This window comes from Hydrogenophaga sp. (assembly GCF_030158645.1).
Taxonomy (GTDB): Bacteria; Pseudomonadota; Gammaproteobacteria; order Burkholderiales; family Burkholderiaceae_C; genus Hydrogenophaga.
The window spans coordinates 1-15,967 of sequence record NZ_JAOASO010000035.1; the positions used below are offsets into that span (position 1 = coordinate 1).

A 15,967-nucleotide genomic window follows, 5' to 3' on the forward strand; every position below is an offset into this window, starting at 1 on the left:
CGAACCCGACCTACACCATCAGCGATCTGGCGCGCGAGTTCGACCTCACCACCCGGGCCATCCGTTTTTACGAAGACATGGGCCTGCTGCAGCCGCAACGCGAAGGTCCGGGCGGGCGCAACCGCGTGTACACCGCACGCGACCGCACGCGCCTCAAACTCACGCTGCGCGCCAAACGCCTGGGCCTGTCGCTGACCGAAGCCAAGGACATCATCGACACCTACGACAGCCCGCGCGACACCGGTCCGCAGCTGCGCAAGTTCCTCACCGTGCTGGCCGACCACCGCCGCCAGCTCGAAGAGCAGATGGCCGACCTGGTGGCCAACCTCGACGAGGTGAAGGTGCACGAAAAGGAAGCCCGCGCGCTGCTGGCCAAGCTGGACAAGAAGTCCTGAGTTCATTCCCTGGAGGAGACCCCATGTCCCTGATTGCGAGCATCGTTGTTGCGCTCGTCGCGCTGCTGCACTTCTACTTTCTCGTGCTCGAGATGTTCCTGTGGGACAAGCCTGCCGGACTCAAGGCCTTCGGCCAGACACCTGCGTCGGCCGCGGCCACCAAGGTGCTGGCCGCCAACCAGGGGCTGTACAACGGCTTTCTGGCCGCCGGCCTGCTCTGGGGCTTGTGGCTGGGGCCCGGGGGCTTTGGCGTGAAGGTGTTCTTTCTGCTGTGCGTGCTGATCGCCGGTCTCTACGGCGCGGCCACGGCCAGCCGCAAGATTCTCTACGTGCAGGCGCTGCCGGCGGCGGTGGGCCTGGTGCTGGTCTATTTGAGCCGCGCGGCCTGAGGCCTCAGTCGGGTGCGGTGTCCCGCCACACCACCCGGCCCTGCCCGGCGTCGTTGATGCGCGCCACCAGCGCCGCCGTGTGCGATTCGGGCACCTGCAGCGTGGCGTCCACCCCCTCACCGTGCAGCACCTCGACCAGCGTGGCGCCAAAGCCGTCGAGCTCGCGCCGCAGCCAGCCCTCCAGCGCGTAGGGCAACACACAGCGCAGCCGCAGCCAGCGGATCACCGGCACCTTGTCCGCGTTCAACAGGGCCTGGGCCACGCTGTCGGTGTAGGCGCGCACCAGCCCGCCCGCGCCCAGCGGAACACCGCCGTAGTAGCGCACCACCGTGGCCAGCACACCTTCCAGGTCCTGGCGGCGCAGCACTTCCAGCATGGGCCGCCCGGCCGTGCCGCCGGGTTCGCCATCGTCGTTGGCTGCCGAGTGCCCGCCGGCCATGAGCGCCCAGCACACGTGGGTGGCACCGGGGTGTTCGGCGCGAAGCTGTGCCACGCGCGCCAGGGCCGCCACGCGGTCGGCCACCGGCTCCACGCAACCGATGAAGCGGCTTTTCTTGAGGGTCTGCTCGCTGAGGACCGGGGCGGAAAGCGTGAAGGGCATGGGGGCCTGAGCATAGCCCTGAGACGGTGGGTACGAAATTGACGTTTACGTAAACGTCAACGTAGAATCCAAGGCTTCCGCCACGCACCGAGAACGCCGTGAACCCACCCACCTTCGAGCCTCGCAACCCCGGTTTTGAAGCCCGCGTGCGCGAGAGCTTTGCCCGCCAGGCCGCCATGCGCACGCTCGGCGCCTCGCTGGCGGTGGTCGAGCCCGGGCGGGTGGAGATCACACTGCCCTGGGCCGAAGCGCTCACGCAGCAACACGGCTTCCTGCACGCCGGCATGGTGGCCACCGCGCTCGACTCGGCCTGTGGCTATGCCGGGTTCACCCTGATGGCGCTTGAGGCCGCGGTGCTCACCATCGAGTTCAAGATCAACCTGCTCTCACCCGCCCAGGGCCAGCGCTTCCGCATGGTCGGCACCGTCGTCAAACCGGGGCGCACGGTGACGGTGTGCGAAGGCCATGCGTATGCCCTCGACGGCGGGCAAGAGAAACTGGTCGCCACCATGGGCTGCACGCTCATGGCCGTCGTCGGCCGCGACCACATCCAGGGCTGAAGCCCGCTGAATCATTCTTTGGAGACAAGACCCATGACCAACCTGCCCGGCCTCAATTTCCAGCTCGGTGAAGACATCGACGCGCTGCGCGACGCGGTGCGCGATTTTGCGCAAGCCGAGATCGCCCCCCGCGCGGCCGAGATCGACCAGAACGACCAGTTCCCCATGGACCTGTGGCGCAAGATGGGCGACCTCGGCGTGCTCGGCATCACCGTGGGCGAGGAATACGGTGGCGCCGGCATGGGCTACCTGGCGCACATGATCGCCATGGAAGAAATCTCGCGCGCCTCGGCCAGCGTGGGCCTGTCTTACGGCGCGCACAGCAACCTGTGCGTGAACCAGATCAAGCGCAACGGCAACGAAGCCCAGCGCGCGAAGTACCTGCCCAAGCTCATCAGTGGCGAACACGTGGGTGCACTCGCCATGAGCGAGCCGGGCGCGGGCTCGGACGTGATCAGCATGAAGCTCAAAGCCGAAGACAAGGGCGGCTACTACCTGCTCAACGGCAGCAAGATGTGGATCACCAACGGGCCGGACGCCGACACCATGGTGGTGTACGCCAAGTCCGAACCCGAGATGGGTGCGCGCGGCGTCACGGCCTTCATCGTTGAAAAAGGCATGAAGGGTTTCAGCACCGCGCAAAAGCTCGACAAGCTCGGCATGCGCGGCAGCCACACCGGCGAGATGGTGTTCAACAACGTCGAGGTGCCGGTCGAGAACATCCTGGGCGGCCTCAACAACGGCGCCAAGGTGCTCATGAGCGGGCTGGACTACGAGCGCGCCGTGCTCACCGGCGGGCCGCTGGGCATCATGCAGGCCGTCATGGACAACATCGTTCCCTACATCCACGACCGCAAGCAGTTCGGCCAGAGCATCGGCGAGTTCCAGCTGATCCAGGGCAAGGTGGCCGACATGTACACCGTGCTGCAGGCCGGGCGTTCGTTCGCTTACATGGTGGCGAAGAACCTCGACATGCTGGGCTCTGAGCACGTGCGCCAGGTGCGCAAGGACTGCGCTTCGGTGATTCTGTGGTGCGCGGAAGAAGCCACCAAGATGGCGGGCAACGGCATCCAGATCTTCGGTGGCAACGGCTACATCAACGAGTACCCGCTGGGCCGCCTGTGGCGCGACGCCAAGCTGTACGAAATCGGCGCCGGCACCAGCGAGATCCGCCGCATGTTGATCGGCCGCGAACTGTTTGCCGAGACCTGCTGAGGCTTGATGCCGCAGCCTAAGATCGCGCCATGACCTCCGAACTCAAAGACCTCTTCGCGCGCAACCGCGCCTGGGCCGCCGACGTGGTGGCCACGCGCCCCACCTTCTTCACCGACCTGCTGGCCCAGCAGAGCCCGCAGTACATGTGGATCGGCTGCTCCGACAGCCGTGTGCCCGCCAACCAGATCACCGGTCTGGACCCGGGCGAGGTGTTCGTGCACCGCAACGTGGCCAACGTGGTGGTGCCGACCGATCTCAACTGCCTCTCCACCATCCAGTACGCGGTGGACATGCTCAAGGTGCAGCACCTGATGGTGGTGGGCCACTACGGCTGTGGTGGTGTGCAGGCGGCGCTGCGCGATGTGCGCGTGGGCCTGGCGGACAACTGGCTGCGCCACATCAAGGACGTGCGCGATCGCCACGCGGCGGTGCTCGACGCGACACCCGAGCAGCACCGCGCCGACGTGTTGTGCGAACTCAACGCCATCGAGCAGGTGATGAACGTGGCACAAACCACGGTGGTGCAGGACGCCTGGGCGCGCGGACAGACGCTCACGCTGCACGGCTGGGTTTACGGCTTGCGCGACGGCTTGCTGCACGACATGCACATGACGGTGGACCACAAGGACCAGATCGACGCGGCCTACCGCCAGGCCGTGGCGGGCGTGGGCTCGGTTCGCCAGAACTGAGCGGCGGCGGCAGCGCCCGTTCCATCAACAACGGGACACACCATGTTCCCCCAGCGCCTCGATTCGACCCTGGCCTATGCGATCGCCAAGGCCATGATGGACGGCTTCAACCGCCATTACCGTTTGTTTCGCACCGAGTCGGCGCGCGCCCAACACCGGTTTGAGACGCGCGACTGGCTCGGCCAGCAACGCGCCCAGCGCGAGCGCATCGAGTTCTACGACCTGCGCGTCAAGGAATGTGTGATGCGGCTGATCAAGGAGTTCGGCGCCGATGACCAGCCCATGGACGTGTGGGAGCAGGTGAAGCTGCACTACATCGGCCTGCTGGTGAACCACCACCAGCCCGAGCTGGCCGAGACCTTCTTCAATTCGGTCACCACCAAGATCCTGCGGCGCGCCTACTTCCAGAACGACTTCATCTTCGTGCGCCCGGCCGTCTCAACCGAGTACATCGAGAACGAAGAGCCCAGCGCGAAGCCCACCTACCGCTGTTACTACCCCACGGCCGGCACGATGCAGGCCGAGGTGCTGCGTTTCCTTCAAGACCTGGGTCTGCGCGTGCCGTTCGACGACCTGGAGCGCGACGCCGGATTGGTGCTGGGCGCGATGAAGCGCCACTTCGACCACGTGAAGCTGCGCGCCAACTTCCAGTTCCAGGTGCTCTCGGGCCTGTTCTTCCGCAACAAGGGCGCCTATGTGGTCGGCAAGATCATCAACGGCTTCCAGGAGGTGCCGTTCGCCCTGCCCATCCTGCACAACACCGACGGCCAGCTGGTGGTGGACGCTGCGCTCTTCGGCGAGGACGACCTGCTCATCCTGTTCAGCTTTGCGCGGGCGACCTTCATGGTCGACATGGAGATACCGAGCGCCTACGTGCAGTTCCTGCGCAGCCTGATGCCGCGCAAGCCGCGCGCCGAGTTCTACAACGCGCTGGGCCTGGCCAAACAGGGCAAGACGCTGTTCTACCGCGACTTCCTCTTCCACATGCGGCACAGCACCGACAGGTTCCGCATTGCGCCCGGCATCAAGGGCATGGTCATGCTGGTGTTTGATCTGCCGAGCTTTCCGTTCGTGTTCAAGGTCATCAAGGACTTTTACCCGCCGCAGAAGGACACCACGCGCGAGCAGATCCGCGGCAAGTACCTGCTCGTGAAGCAGCACGACCGCGTGGGCCGCATGGCCGACACGCTGGAGTTCTCCGAGGTGGGTTTCCCGCGCGACCGTTTCACCGACGAGCTGATCGCCGAGATCCAGAAGTACGCGCCCAGCCAGCTGGAGATCAGCGACCGCGATGGTGACGGCACGACCGAGGTGATCCTCAAGCACTGCTACATCGAGCGCCGGATGATCCCGCTCAACATCCACCTGCAGGAAGCCTTCGATGCCGGGGCCCGTGCACAGATCGAGCACACGGTGATCGAATACGGCAACGCCATCAAGGACCTGGTGGCGGCCAACATCTTCCCCGGCGACATGCTGTGGAAAAACTTCGGCATCACCCGCCACGGCAAGGTCGTGTTCTACGACTACGACGAAATCGAGTACGTCACCGACTGCAACTTCCGCCGCGTGCCCGCGCCGCGCAACGAGGAGGACGAGATGTCGGGCGAGGTCTGGTACACGGTGCGCAAGCACGACGTGTTTCCCGAAACCTTCGGCCCGTTCCTGCTCGGCAACCCGGTGGTGCGCGAGGTCTTCATGCAGCACCACGCCGACCTGCTGGACGCCGCGTTCTGGCAGTCGCACAAGGAACGCATCGCCGCCGGCCATGTGTTCGATGTTTTCCCCTACGAGCGCGACCGGCGTTTTCTGTCGCACGCACTCGCCTGAAGCTTTTTTTCATCCCAACCAGGAGCAACCACATGTCCCAAGACGCCATCGTCATCGTCGGTGCCGCACGCACCCCCATGGGCTCGTTCCAGAGCGACTTCGCCAGCCTCTCGGCCCACGACCTGGGTGGCGCCGCCATCAAGGCCGCCGTTGAGCGCAGCGGCGTGAAGCCGGAGCAGGTCGATGAAGTGCTCTTCGGCAACTGCCTGATGGCCGGCCAGGGCCAGGCGCCGGCGCGTCAGGCTGCGTTCAAGGGCGGCCTGCCGAAATCGGCCGGCGCGGTGACGCTCTCCAAAATGTGTGGCTCGGGCATGAAGGCCACCATGCTGGCCCACGACATGATCGCCGCCGGCAGCGCCACCGTGGTGGTGGCCGGCGGCATGGAGAGCATGACCAACGCGCCTTACCTGCTGCAGAAGGGCCGCAGCGGCTACCGCATGGGCCACGACAAGATCTACGACCACATGATGCTCGACGGCCTGGAAGACGCCTACGAGGCCGGCCGCTCCATGGGCACGTTCGGCGAAGACTGCGCCGCCAAGTACAGCTTCACCCGCGAGCAGCAAGACGCCTTTGCCATCGCGTCGGTCACGCGCGCCAAGGCCGCCACCGCGAGCGGTGCCTTTGCCGCCGAGATCATGCCCGTGACGGTGAAAGACCGCAGCGGCGAGCGCGTGGTGAGCACCGACGAAGGCCCGGGCAAGGTCAAGCTTGACAAGGTCACCAGCCTCAAGCCCGCGTTCAAGAAGGACGGCACCATCACCGCCGCGTCGAGCTCGTCCATCAACGACGGCGCCGCCGCGCTGGTGCTCATGCGCGAGTCCACCGCCAAGGCCCAGGGCCTGAAGCCGCTGGCGCGCATCGTCGCGCACAGCACCCACGCACAGGAACCCAACTGGTTCGCCACCGCCCCGGTGGGCGCCACGCAGAAGCTGCTGGCCAAGACCGGCTGGAGCGTGGCGGACGTGGACCTCTGGGAGATCAACGAAGCCTTCGCCGTCGTGCCCATGGCGCTCATGACCGAGCTGAGCATTCCGCACGAGAAGGTCAACGTCAACGGCGGCGCCTGCGCGCTGGGCCACCCCATCGGTGCCAGCGGCGCGCGCATCCTGGTCACGCTGATCCATGCGCTGCAGGCGCGTGGCGGCCAAAAGGGTGTGGCCACCTTGTGCATCGGCGGCGGCGAAGCCACCGCCATGGCCATCGAGCTGGTGTAACCCGGAGACGACCTGGCCATGCTGAACCAAGACCAACTCATGATCCGCGACGCGGTGCGCAGCTTTGCCCAGGAGCAGCTCTGGCCGCACGCGGCGAAGTGGGACAAGGAACACCACTTCCCGACCGACGTGCACAAAGGCCTGGCCGAGCTCGGCGCCTACGGCATCTGCGTACCCGAGGCACTGGGCGGCGCGGGGCTGGACTATGTGACGCTGGCCGTGGTGCTGGAAGAAATCGCGGCGGGTGACGGTGGCACCAGCACGGCGATCTCGGTCACCAACTGCCCGGTCAACGCGATCCTGATGCGCTACGGCAATGCCCAGCAGCAGGAGCGCTGGCTGCGCCCGCTGGCGGCCGGCCAGATGCTGGGGGTGTTCTGCCTGACCGAGCCGCACGTGGGTTCGGACGCTTCGGCGCTTCGCACCACGGCGGTCAAGGAGGGTGACGACTACGTGCTCAACGGCGTCAAGCAGTTCATCACCAGCGGGAAGAACGGGCACCTGGCGATCGTGATCGCTGTCACCGACAAGGGCGCCGGCAAGAAAGGCATGAGCGCCTTCGTGGTGCCCACCGACACACCGGGCTATGTGGTGGCGCGGCTCGAAGACAAGCTCGGTCAGCACAGCAGCGACACGGCACAGATCAATTTCGACAATTGCCGCATTCCGGCCGAGAACCTGATCGGTGCGGAGGGCGAGGGCTACAAGATCGCACTCTCGGCACTCGAAGGCGGGCGCATCGGCATCGCGGCGCAAAGCATCGGCATGGCGCGCAGCGCGTTCGACTGCGCGCTGGCCTATTCCAAGGACCGCTCCAGTTTCGGCCAGCCGATCTTCAACCACCAGGCGGTGGGTTTTCGCCTGGCGGACATGGCCACACAGATCGAAGCGGCGCGTGCGCTCACGCACCACGCGGCGGCCTTGCGCGACGCGGGCCAGCCGTGTTTGAAAGAAGCGGCCATGGCCAAGCTGTTTGCGAGCGAAATGGCCGAGGCCGTGTGCACGGCGGCCATCCAGGTGTTTGGTGGGTACGGCTATGTGAGCGACTTTCCGGTGGAGCGCATTTACCGGGACGTGCGGGTGTGCCAGATTTATGAAGGCACGTCGGACATTCAGAAGATCATTATTCAAAGAGCGCTGGCCTGACCTCCGGCGCGAGGTGTCTGCGTTCCAGGATGCCGTGCAACCGGCTTTGCCGGGCCACAGGCATCGCCCCCTGGGGGGTGACGCCGCAGGCGGCGCGGGGGGTACCATCCATCACCATGAACATCATCATCCTGGGTGCCGGCCGCGTCGGCGAGAGCGTGGCGGAAAGCCTGGTCTCCGAGCAGAACGACATCACCGTCATCGACATGGACCCGGCCCGGCTTCGCAGCCTGGAAGAGCGCATCGACCTGCGCGGCGTGGTGGGCAACGGCATCCAGCCCTCGGTGCTGCGGGAGGCGGGCGCCAAAGACGCCGACATGGTGATCGCCTGCGCTGCCAACGACGAAACCAACCTCGTGGTGTGCAAGGTCGCGCACGACATCTTCAACGTGCCCAGCACCATCGCCCGGCTGCGCTCGCCCGAATTCATCGAAGGCGACGAGCTGCTCGGCAAGAACGGCTTTGCGGTGGACCACGTGATCTGCCCGGAAGAGTCGGTCATGCGTTACCTCCACCAGCTCATCAGCTACCCCGAGGCGCTGCAGGTGCTGGAGTTTGCCGACGGCCGCGCCAGCCTGATCGCGGTGCGCGCGACCCACGGCGGCTCGCTGGTGGGCCACACCATCGGCGAGTTTCGCGACCGCTTCCCGCACGCCGAGATGCGCGTGGTCGCGCTGTACCGGCTCGACACCGAGATGGAGGCCACCAAGACCACGCGCATCCTGGCGGGTGACGAGGTGTTCGTGCTCGCCGACACGCAGAAGATCCGCTATGTGCTGGGCGCCATCCACAACATCGACGAACCGGCCAAGCGGATCATGATCGCCGGGGGTGGCAAGGTGGGCTTGCGCCTGGCGCGATCGCTGCAGGGGCAGTGCCAGGTGAAGATCATCGAGCACGACCAGAAGCGCTGCGAATACCTGGCCAGCCAGTTGCCATCGAGCATGCTCATCCTCAATGGCGACGGCGCCGACGAAGACCTGCTGCTCGAAGAAAGCGTGGGCGAGATGGACATGTTTCTCGCGCTCACCAGCGACGACGAGGACAACATCATGTCGGCCATGCTGGCCAAGCGCATGGGCGCCGGGCGCGTCATGGCGCTCATCAACCGCCGTGCCTACGCCGACATGATGCAGGGCAGCACCATCGACATCGCCATCTCGCCCTCGCAAACCGTCATCGGCGAGCTGCTCACGCACCTTCGGCGCGGCGATGTGGCCGCTGTGCACAGCCTGCGCCGGGGCGCGGCCGAGGCGCTCGAAGGCATTGCGCGCGGTGATGTCAAAACCAGCAAGCTGGTGGGCCGCAAGGTCGAAGAACTCAAACTGCCCAAAGGCGTGCGCATCGGTGCCATCGTGCGCGGGGAGGGCAGCAAGTCGGAAGTGCTCATGCCGCACCACGACACCGTGATCGAGACCGACGACCACATCATCATGTTCATTCCGAACAAGCGCCTGGTTCGCGAGGTCGAGAAGCTGTTCCAGGTGGGCGCCACCTTCTTCGGCTGACCCCGGGTCCATGTTCATGCCGCTGTTGCGCGTCTTTCCCGTGCTGGGCGCCATCGTGATGGTGTTCTCGCTCACCTTGCTGGTCCCGTGGACGGTGTCGTGGTGGTCGCAGGACGGCGCTCAAGGTGCCTACCTGCCGGCCGTGGCCGTTGCGTTGGTGGTGGGCTTGCTCCTGCGTTGTGCCGTGTTCAAGGTGGGCCGCAAGGTGGAGCTGCAGACGCGGGACGGCATCCTGCTGGTGGGGCTGGTCTGGACCCTGCTGCCGCTGCTGGCGTGTCTGCCCCTGCTGCTGTACTTCGGCCAGACGGCCCAACCGATCAGCGTGACCGACGCCTACTTCGAAGCCATGTCGGGCCTGACCACCACCGGGTCCACCGTGATCACCGGGCTGGACGCCTTGCCCGGTTCCATCAACCTGTGGCGCTGTTTCCTGCAGTGGCTCGGCGGCATGGGCATCCTCGTGCTGGCCGTGGCCATCCTGCCCATGCTGGGCGTGGGCGGCAGCCAGCTGTTTCGCGCCGAGGCCACCGGGCCCATGAAAGACGCCAAGCTCACGCCGCGCATCACCGAAACCGCCAAGGGTTTGTGGACCGTGTACTGCGTGCTCTCGGTGGCTTGTGTGCTGGGCTACTGGCTGGGCGGCATGTCTGCGCTGGACGCCTGGGCCCACATGTTCACCACCATGAGCCTGGGTGGGCTGTCGACGCACGACAGCAGCTTCGGGTTCTTCCAGTCGCCCACGCTGGAGTGGGTCGCCATTGTCTTCATGCTGGTGGCCAGTTGCAACTTTGCGCTGTATTTCGTGGCCTTCGCCAAACGCCAGCCCGCCCGCATCTGGCGCGACACCGAATGGCGCGGGACCATGGGCCTGCTGCTGGGTGCCAGCGTGTTCGTGGCGGGGTTGTTGCTCGTCAAGGGCACCATGACCGACCCGCTGGAGACCCTGCGGGTGGCCTTGTTCAACGTGATCTCCATCGGCTCGACCACCGGTTTTGCCACGGTGGACTACACCACCTGGCCGGTGTTTGCGCCGCTGTTCATGATCATGCTCTCCGGCGTGGCCACCAGCGCGGGCTCCACCGGCGCCGGCATCAAGATGGCGCGTGTGCTGATTCTGCTCAAGCAGGCCAGGCGGGAAATGTCGCGCATCATCCACCCGCGCGCGGTGTATCCGGTGCACCTGGGCGGGCACGTGGTGCAAACCGGCACCCTGCTGTCGGTGCTGGGCTTCATGCTGGTGTACGGCGGCACCATCATCGGGTTGACCATGCTGTTGCTGCTCTCCGACCTGCCGTTCGACACGGCGTTCTCGGCGGTGGTGGCCAGCGTGAACAACATGGGCCCCGGCCTCAACGAGGTGGGCCCGGCGGGCAACTTCCAGGGGCTGACCGACTTCCAGACCTGGGTGTGCACCCTGGCCATGCTGCTGGGGCGGCTGGAAATGCTGTCGTTCCTCGTGCTGTTCACCCCGGGCTTCTGGCGCAAATAGACTGCCTGCATGCTGTTCACCCTGCTGCCTGTTCTTTCGGTGTTTTCGCGCATCCTGCTCGCGTTCGCACCCGCCTTCCTGGTGCCGCTGGCCTGGGCCTGGTTTCTGGACGCGCAGCACCACGCGCTGGTGTGGGCCTACGGCTTTGCCTTCACCACCGTTTGCGGTCTGGTCCTGTGGCGCAGCACCCACCGGTTTCGCCGCGAACTGCAGGCCAAGGACGGCTTTCTGCTGGTCAACCTGGTGTGGATGCTGCTGCCCGCGTTCGCGGCGGCGCCGCTCATGTTCACCGTGCCCGACATCACCTGGACCAAGGCCTATTTCGAGGCCATGAGCGCCCTCACGGCCACCGGGGCCACGGCGCTCTCGGGGCTGGATGCCCTGCCGGTGTCGGTCAATGTGTGGCGCTGCTTCCTGCAACTGCTGGGTGGGCTGGGCATCATGCTGCTGGTGGTGGCGGTGCTGCCGCTGCTGGGCCTGGGCGGTGTGCAGCTCTACCGGGCGGAGACGCCCGGGCCCATGAAGGACACCAAGTTCACCCCGCGCATTTCCGAGACCGCCCGCGGTCTGTGGGGCGTGTACGTGCTCTTCTCGGTGGCCTGCATGCTGGCTTACCGCTGGGCCGGCATGGGCTGGGCCGACGCCTTCATGCACATGTGCACCACCATGGGCCTGGGCGGTTTTTCATCGCACGACGCCAGCTTCGGTTACTGGGACTCGCCGAGGATCGAGGCCGTGGCCACGGTGTTCATGGCGCTGGCCGGTGTGAGTTTCATGCGCTATTTCATCGTGCTGCGCCAGCGCTCGTTGCGGCCCCTCACGCGCGACCGCGAGATCCGCACCTATGTGAGCGTGCTGGTGGTGTCGATTTTGCTGGTGGCGGTGTTGCTCACCGCGCAGGGCGTGATCCCCGATTTCCCCGAAGCCTTGCGCACCAGCGCGTTTCACGTCGTGTCGGTGGCCACCACCACCGGCTACGCCTCCACCGACTACGCCCAGTGGCCGGTGTTCGCGCCGGTGCTGCTGATGTTCCTGGGGTGTTTTGTGTCGTGTGCCGGTTCCACCGGCGGCGGCATCAAGCTCGTGCGCATGGTGCTGTTGATCAAGCAGGCGCGGCGCGAACTGGTGCGCATCGTGCATCCGCGCGTGGTGAACCCGGTGACGCTGGGCGGGGCCATCATGCCCAACTCGGTCATGACCGCCGTCTTCGGCTACATGCTGATTTACGGCGCCGCCACCATGGGGCTGACCATGTTGCTGTTGTTCACCGGCCTGGACATCGTGACCGCCTTCTCAGCGGTCGTGGCCACAGTGAACAACATCGGCCCCGGCCTCGGTGAGGTGGGGCCGGCGAGCAATTTCGGCGTGCTCTCCGACTTTCAGATCTGGGTGTGCACGTTTGCGATGCTGCTGGGGCGGCTTGAATTACTGACTGTCCTGGTCCTCTTCACGGGCCACTTCTGGAGGAAGTGAGCCCGCGTGTCAGCCGCGCGCCGGGATGGTCAGGCCGCGTTGCACCGCTGGCCTTTGCTCGAATGCCGCGAGCACCCTCGGCAGTTCGGCAAAGTCGCTGAAGCCCACCAGGTCGCCCGCGCCGTAGAAGCCCACCAGGTTGCGCACCCAGGGCCAGATGGCGATGTCGGCAATCGAGTAGTCCTGGCCCATGACCCAGTCGCGCCCGGTCATGCGCTGGTTCAACACGCCCAGCAAGCGTTTGGTTTCGGCGGCATATCGGTCGCGCGGGCGCTTGTCTTCAAACTCCTTGCCGGCGAATTTGTGGAAGAAGCCGAGCTGCCCAAACATCGGGCCCACCCCGCCCATCTGGAACATCAGCCACTGCAGGGTTTCGTAGCGGTCCGCCGGGTCTTTCGGCAGGAACTGCCCGGTCTTCTCGGCCAGGTAAACCAGAATGGCGCCCGACTCGAACAGCGCCATCGGCTGGTTCCCCGGGCCGTTCGGGTCCAGGATGGCCGGGATCTTGTTGTTCGGGTTGAGCGAGAGGAAAGCCGGCGACATCTGGTCGTTGGTCTCGAAGCTCACCAGGTGCGGCTCGTAGGGCAGGCCGGTTTCCTCCAGCATGATCGAGACCTTCACGCCGTTGGGCGTGGGCAGCGAATACAGCTGCAGGCGGTCGGCAAACTTCGCCGGCCATTGTTTCGTGATGGGGAATGCGTCCAGTGCGTTCATGTGGGCTCTCTCGGGGCTGGCAAAAGCCGCATTGAACACCCGCGCCGCATGTCCCGGGCGCTGCAAGGACATCGATAATTCCCTAACCAACGGAGACACGACATGCCCATCACCAAAGGATCCCAAGCGCTCGTGGCGGAAGCCAGCGCACAGATCACCACCCACAGCGTGGCCGACATCCAGGCCCGGCTGGCCGCGGGCGATGCGCGCTTGCAGCTGGTGGACATCCGCGATGTGCGCGAGCTCGAACGCGAAGGCACGGCCGTCGGTGCCCTGCACGCGCCGCGCGGCATGCTGGAGTTCTGGGTGGACCCGGCGTCGCCGTATTTCAAGCCGGTGTTTGCCGACGAGCACAAGGAGTTCGTGCTGTTTTGTGGCGCCGGCTGGCGCAGCGCGCTGGCCACCAAGGCGCTGCAGGACATGGGCATGACCAACGTGGCCCACATCGACGGTGGTTTTGCCGATTGGGTGAAACAAGGCGCACCGGTGGAGACGCTGGAGCAGCGCCGGGCGAAAAAAGCCGGATGAAAGACCCGTGCCCCTGCGGCCGAAACGCGGCGTTCGAGGCGTGTTGTGGCCGCTTCCTGGGTGCCGGCATGCCCGCACCCGACGCCGAGGCGCTCATGCGCTCGCGCTACACCGCCTTTGTGCGCGGCGACACGGTGCATCTGCTGGCCACCTGGCACGCCAGCACGCGGCCGGCTTCGCTCGAGCTCGACGCCGGCGTGAAATGGCTGGGGCTGGACGTGAAGCGGCACACGCCCATGGACGGCGCGCACGCCGAGGTGGAATTTGTGGCGCGCTCGCGCGTGCAAGGCCGTGGGCAGCGCCTGCACGAGCGCAGCCGCTTCGTGCGCGAAGACGGGCATTGGCTGTATGTGGGCGGAGATCTCTTGTGAAGCGGTTCGACGGGGTGCTTTTTGATTGCGACGGGGTGCTCGTGGACAGCGAGCCCATCACCAACGGCGTGCTGCGCGAGGTGCTCAACGAGAGTGGCTGGGCCCTCACGCAGGCCGAGTGCCTGCAGATCTTCATCGGCAAGGCGGTGCGCGACGAGCGTGCGCGCATCGAGGCCGAAACCGGCCAGCCGCTCACCGAAGACTGGATGCGGGCTTTCTACGCCCGGCGCGACGCGCGGCTGCGCGCCGAGCTGCTGCCGGTGCAGGGCGCGATCGATGTGGTGATGGCCGCGCACCGCCACGCGGGTGGCCGCATTGCGTGCGCCTCGGGCGCCGACCGGCCCAAGGTCGTGATGCAGATCGAGATGGCGGGCATGCACCCGTACTTTGGCGACCGCATCTTCAGCGGTCATGACCAGCCCCGTTCCAAGCCCGCGCCCGATGTGTATCTGGCCGCGGCCGCGCACCTCGGCGTCGACCCGGCGCGTTGCCTGGTGATTGAAGACACGGGCACGGGCGCACAGGCGGGTCTCGCGGCGGGCGCCACGGTGTGGGGCTATTGCCCCGAGGGCCATGGCCGTGCGTTTGACGGACTGGCGGTGCACCGCGTGTTCCACCGCATGCACGACCTGCTGGATTCACTGAGCCCTGAAGTCGCCCGGTGATTGTCCGGTCCAGCCCTTGAAGGCCCGGATGAAGCTCTTCTCGTTCTGAAACCCCGCGGCCTCGGCCACCTGCTTGATGGGCTTGTGGCTGCGCAGCAGGAGTTCGCTCGCCAGCTGTCTGCGCACCTCGTCTTTGAGGCGCTGCAGCGACGCGCCCTCGTCCTTGAGTTGCCGGTGCAGGGTGCGTGGTGAGGTGTTGAGCAAGGCGGCGAGTTCGTGGGCGTTGTGCGCGTCTTGCGGGCGGCTTGCGAGCAGCTGGCGCACGCGCTGCACGAGCAGGCGGTCGCGCCGGTAGGAGCGCACCGTCAGCGGCAGGGCGCGCTGCAGCAGCTGGTTCATGGCCGCCTCATCGCGGCGCACCGGCAGGCTCAGGTAGCGCGCGTCGAAGTGGATCGCCGCGTGCTCCGCATCGAACCGGATGGGTCCGTCGAACAGCACCGCATAGGCCTCGGCGTGGCGCGGCGCGGGGTGGGGGAATTGGGCGCCGAGCAGGGCCACACGCGAATCCACGTACCAGCTGGCCAGGCCGTGGATGTTGCGCAGCAACGAGACCGCGCAGAGCTCGGCCATGGGGCCAGGGTCTCGGTGCAGGCGCAGCGCGATGCTGGCGACCTCGCCATCCACCGCCACCGACAGCGTGGCGTCGGGTGTGAGCAGGCCGTGGTGGCGGCACCAGCGCTTGAGCGCCACGCCCAGCGTGGGGCTTGAGAGCGACGCGCGCGCGAGCAGGCCGTAGCTGCCCCAGGGCAGGGGGCGGGCGAAGCAGCCCAGGCCTTCGTCATCGAGTTCGCGCATGGCGGCGCCCGAGATCACCTCCATCTGCGTCGCGGTGATGCTGGCGCTGGGCTTCCTCAGTTGGGCTGGCGTTATTTGTGCCTGCTCCAACGCGTCTGACGGGTCCATGCCGCGTGCTTCGTAGGCCAGCACCATGGCCCGAACCAGGGCCATCGGCGTGAGCGCCGGGCCGCCGAACAGTCGGGCAACGTCGGTCGGTTGGGATGGACGGCGGGCAGGGGCTTGGGACATACCCGGATTTTCAAGAGTCTTGGCAGCATTTGCAACCCACGTGACCGCCACGACACCGCCGCTATCCGACAAAATGGGCCGATCCCCCACAAGACCACCTGACAGGACCGCACCATGTCGACCCTGGAGACACAACTCAACGCCCGCTCTG

At 66.2% G+C, this 15,967-nt stretch carries 17 protein-coding genes; 14 read left to right on the forward strand and 3 right to left on the reverse strand.

The features are described from left to right. Together Q1W68_RS03430 and Q1W68_RS03435 are read left to right on the forward strand one after the other, a co-directional pair. A partial coding sequence (locus Q1W68_RS03430; RefSeq protein WP_300715603.1) for a MerR family DNA-binding transcriptional regulator occupies positions 1-395 on the forward strand: 395 nt, incomplete at its 5' end. Between the two features lie 23 nt (positions 396-418). Continuing rightward, positions 419-784 carry a DUF1304 domain-containing protein gene (locus tag Q1W68_RS03435; RefSeq protein WP_300655537.1) on the forward strand — a complete coding sequence of 122 codons (366 nt, stop codon included), beginning with the start codon at positions 419-421 and terminating at the stop codon, positions 782-784. Between the two features lie 4 nt (positions 785-788). On the opposite strand, the gene Q1W68_RS03440 is transcribed toward Q1W68_RS03435, so the two are convergent. After that, complete coding sequence (locus tag Q1W68_RS03440; protein WP_300655539.1) at positions 789-1,385, reverse strand: YigZ family protein; 597 nt, start codon at positions 1,383-1,385, stop codon at positions 789-791. Positions 1,386-1,561: 176 nt separating this feature from the next. Between Q1W68_RS03440 and Q1W68_RS03445 the strand changes: the two genes are divergently transcribed. The 9 genes from Q1W68_RS03445 to Q1W68_RS03485 all read left to right on the forward strand — a co-directional run bounded on the left by Q1W68_RS03445 (position 1,562) and on the right by Q1W68_RS03485 (position 12,512). Further along, positions 1,562-1,945 carry a PaaI family thioesterase gene (locus Q1W68_RS03445; protein ID WP_300655541.1) on the forward strand — a complete coding sequence of 128 codons (384 nt, stop codon included), beginning with the start codon at positions 1,562-1,564 and terminating at the stop codon, positions 1,943-1,945. Positions 1,946-1,978: 33 nt separating this feature from the next. Then, positions 1,979-3,160 carry an isovaleryl-CoA dehydrogenase gene (locus Q1W68_RS03450; protein ID WP_300715605.1) on the forward strand — a complete coding sequence of 394 codons (1,182 nt, stop codon included), beginning with the start codon at positions 1,979-1,981 and terminating at the stop codon, positions 3,158-3,160. Between the two features lie 29 nt (positions 3,161-3,189). Continuing rightward, entirely contained in the window at positions 3,190-3,849 is a 660-nt protein-coding gene (gene can, locus Q1W68_RS03455; protein ID WP_300715606.1) for a carbonate dehydratase, read from the forward strand. Positions 3,850-3,891: 42 nt separating this feature from the next. After that, on the forward strand, positions 3,892-5,679 hold the full coding sequence (gene aceK, locus Q1W68_RS03460; RefSeq protein ID WP_300651917.1) for a bifunctional isocitrate dehydrogenase kinase/phosphatase: 1,788 nt from the start codon (positions 3,892-3,894) through the stop codon (positions 5,677-5,679). Between the two features lie 32 nt (positions 5,680-5,711). Next, complete coding sequence (locus Q1W68_RS03465; RefSeq protein WP_300715607.1) at positions 5,712-6,896, forward strand: acetyl-CoA C-acyltransferase; 1,185 nt, start codon at positions 5,712-5,714, stop codon at positions 6,894-6,896. A gap of 18 nt (positions 6,897-6,914) precedes the next feature. Then, entirely contained in the window at positions 6,915-8,042 is a 1,128-nt protein-coding gene (locus Q1W68_RS03470; protein ID WP_300651921.1) for an acyl-CoA dehydrogenase family protein, read from the forward strand. A 116-nt stretch (positions 8,043-8,158) separates the two neighbouring features. Further along, entirely contained in the window at positions 8,159-9,550 is a 1,392-nt protein-coding gene (trkA, locus tag Q1W68_RS03475) for a Trk system potassium transporter TrkA (RefSeq protein WP_300651923.1), read from the forward strand. A gap of 16 nt (positions 9,551-9,566) precedes the next feature. Beyond that, positions 9,567-11,039, forward strand: a complete 1,473-nt coding sequence (locus Q1W68_RS03480; protein ID WP_300651952.1) for a potassium transporter TrkG — start codon at positions 9,567-9,569, stop codon at positions 11,037-11,039. A 9-nt stretch (positions 11,040-11,048) separates the two neighbouring features. Beyond that, the gene (locus Q1W68_RS03485) at positions 11,049-12,512 is read left to right on the forward strand and encodes a potassium transporter TrkG (RefSeq protein WP_300651925.1); all 1,464 of its coding nucleotides are present in this window, start codon (positions 11,049-11,051) and stop codon (positions 12,510-12,512) included. A 9-nt stretch (positions 12,513-12,521) separates the two neighbouring features. On the opposite strand, the gene Q1W68_RS03490 is transcribed toward Q1W68_RS03485, so the two are convergent. Then, positions 12,522-13,226, reverse strand: a complete 705-nt coding sequence (locus Q1W68_RS03490) for a glutathione S-transferase N-terminal domain-containing protein (RefSeq protein WP_300715609.1) — start codon at positions 13,224-13,226, stop codon at positions 12,522-12,524. 102 nt (positions 13,227-13,328) lie between these two features. On the opposite strand from Q1W68_RS03490, the gene Q1W68_RS03495 reads away from it, so the two are divergent. From Q1W68_RS03495 to Q1W68_RS03505, 3 genes are read left to right on the forward strand one after another with little or no spacing between them, the layout of a single operon-like run. Continuing rightward, positions 13,329-13,754, forward strand: a complete 426-nt coding sequence (locus Q1W68_RS03495) for a rhodanese-like domain-containing protein (protein ID WP_300651931.1) — start codon at positions 13,329-13,331, stop codon at positions 13,752-13,754. Beyond that, entirely contained in the window at positions 13,751-14,125 is a 375-nt protein-coding gene (locus Q1W68_RS03500; RefSeq protein WP_300651934.1) for a YchJ family metal-binding protein, read from the forward strand. The genes Q1W68_RS03495 and Q1W68_RS03500 overlap by 4 nt, the downstream gene beginning before the upstream one ends. Next, positions 14,122-14,790, forward strand: coding sequence for an HAD family phosphatase (locus Q1W68_RS03505; protein ID WP_300659645.1), 669 nt, complete (start codon positions 14,122-14,124; stop codon positions 14,788-14,790). Before Q1W68_RS03500 ends, Q1W68_RS03505 begins: the two co-directional genes overlap by 4 nt. On the opposite strand, the gene Q1W68_RS03510 is transcribed toward Q1W68_RS03505, so the two are convergent. Next, the gene (locus tag Q1W68_RS03510; protein ID WP_300651955.1) at positions 14,764-15,738 is read right to left on the reverse strand and encodes an AraC family transcriptional regulator; all 975 of its coding nucleotides are present in this window, start codon (positions 15,736-15,738) and stop codon (positions 14,764-14,766) included. The two genes, Q1W68_RS03505 and Q1W68_RS03510, sit on opposite strands and share 27 nt — an antisense overlap. Between the last annotated feature and the right edge of the window lie 229 nt (positions 15,739-15,967).

Bases quoted from the DNA above. Each gene is read 5' to 3' on its own strand.
- Q1W68_RS03435 (WP_300655537.1), top strand. From the start codon at position 419: ATGTCCCTGATTGCGAGCATCGTTGTTGCGCTCGTCGCGCTGCTGCAC.
- Q1W68_RS03440 (WP_300655539.1), bottom strand. From the start codon at position 1,385: ATGCCCTTCACGCTTTCCGCCCCGGTCCTCAGCGAGCAGACCCTCAAG.
- Q1W68_RS03445 (WP_300655541.1), top strand. From the start codon at position 1,562: ATGCGCACGCTCGGCGCCTCGCTGGCGGTGGTCGAGCCCGGGCGGGTG.
- Q1W68_RS03450 (WP_300715605.1), top strand. From the start codon at position 1,979: ATGACCAACCTGCCCGGCCTCAATTTCCAGCTCGGTGAAGACATCGAC.
- can (WP_300715606.1), top strand. From the start codon at position 3,190: ATGACCTCCGAACTCAAAGACCTCTTCGCGCGCAACCGCGCCTGGGCC.
- aceK (WP_300651917.1), top strand. From the start codon at position 3,892: ATGTTCCCCCAGCGCCTCGATTCGACCCTGGCCTATGCGATCGCCAAG.
- Q1W68_RS03465 (WP_300715607.1), top strand. From the start codon at position 5,712: ATGTCCCAAGACGCCATCGTCATCGTCGGTGCCGCACGCACCCCCATG.
- Q1W68_RS03470 (WP_300651921.1), top strand. From the start codon at position 6,915: ATGCTGAACCAAGACCAACTCATGATCCGCGACGCGGTGCGCAGCTTT.
- trkA (WP_300651923.1), top strand. From the start codon at position 8,159: ATGAACATCATCATCCTGGGTGCCGGCCGCGTCGGCGAGAGCGTGGCG.
- Q1W68_RS03480 (WP_300651952.1), top strand. From the start codon at position 9,567: ATGCCGCTGTTGCGCGTCTTTCCCGTGCTGGGCGCCATCGTGATGGTG.
- Q1W68_RS03485 (WP_300651925.1), top strand. From the start codon at position 11,049: ATGCTGTTCACCCTGCTGCCTGTTCTTTCGGTGTTTTCGCGCATCCTG.
- Q1W68_RS03490 (WP_300715609.1), bottom strand. From the start codon at position 13,226: ATGAACGCACTGGACGCATTCCCCATCACGAAACAATGGCCGGCGAAG.
- Q1W68_RS03495 (WP_300651931.1), top strand. From the start codon at position 13,329: ATGCCCATCACCAAAGGATCCCAAGCGCTCGTGGCGGAAGCCAGCGCA.
- Q1W68_RS03500 (WP_300651934.1), top strand. From the start codon at position 13,751: ATGAAAGACCCGTGCCCCTGCGGCCGAAACGCGGCGTTCGAGGCGTGT.
- Q1W68_RS03510 (WP_300651955.1), bottom strand. From the start codon at position 15,738: ATGGCCCTGGTTCGGGCCATGGTGCTGGCCTACGAAGCACGCGGCATG.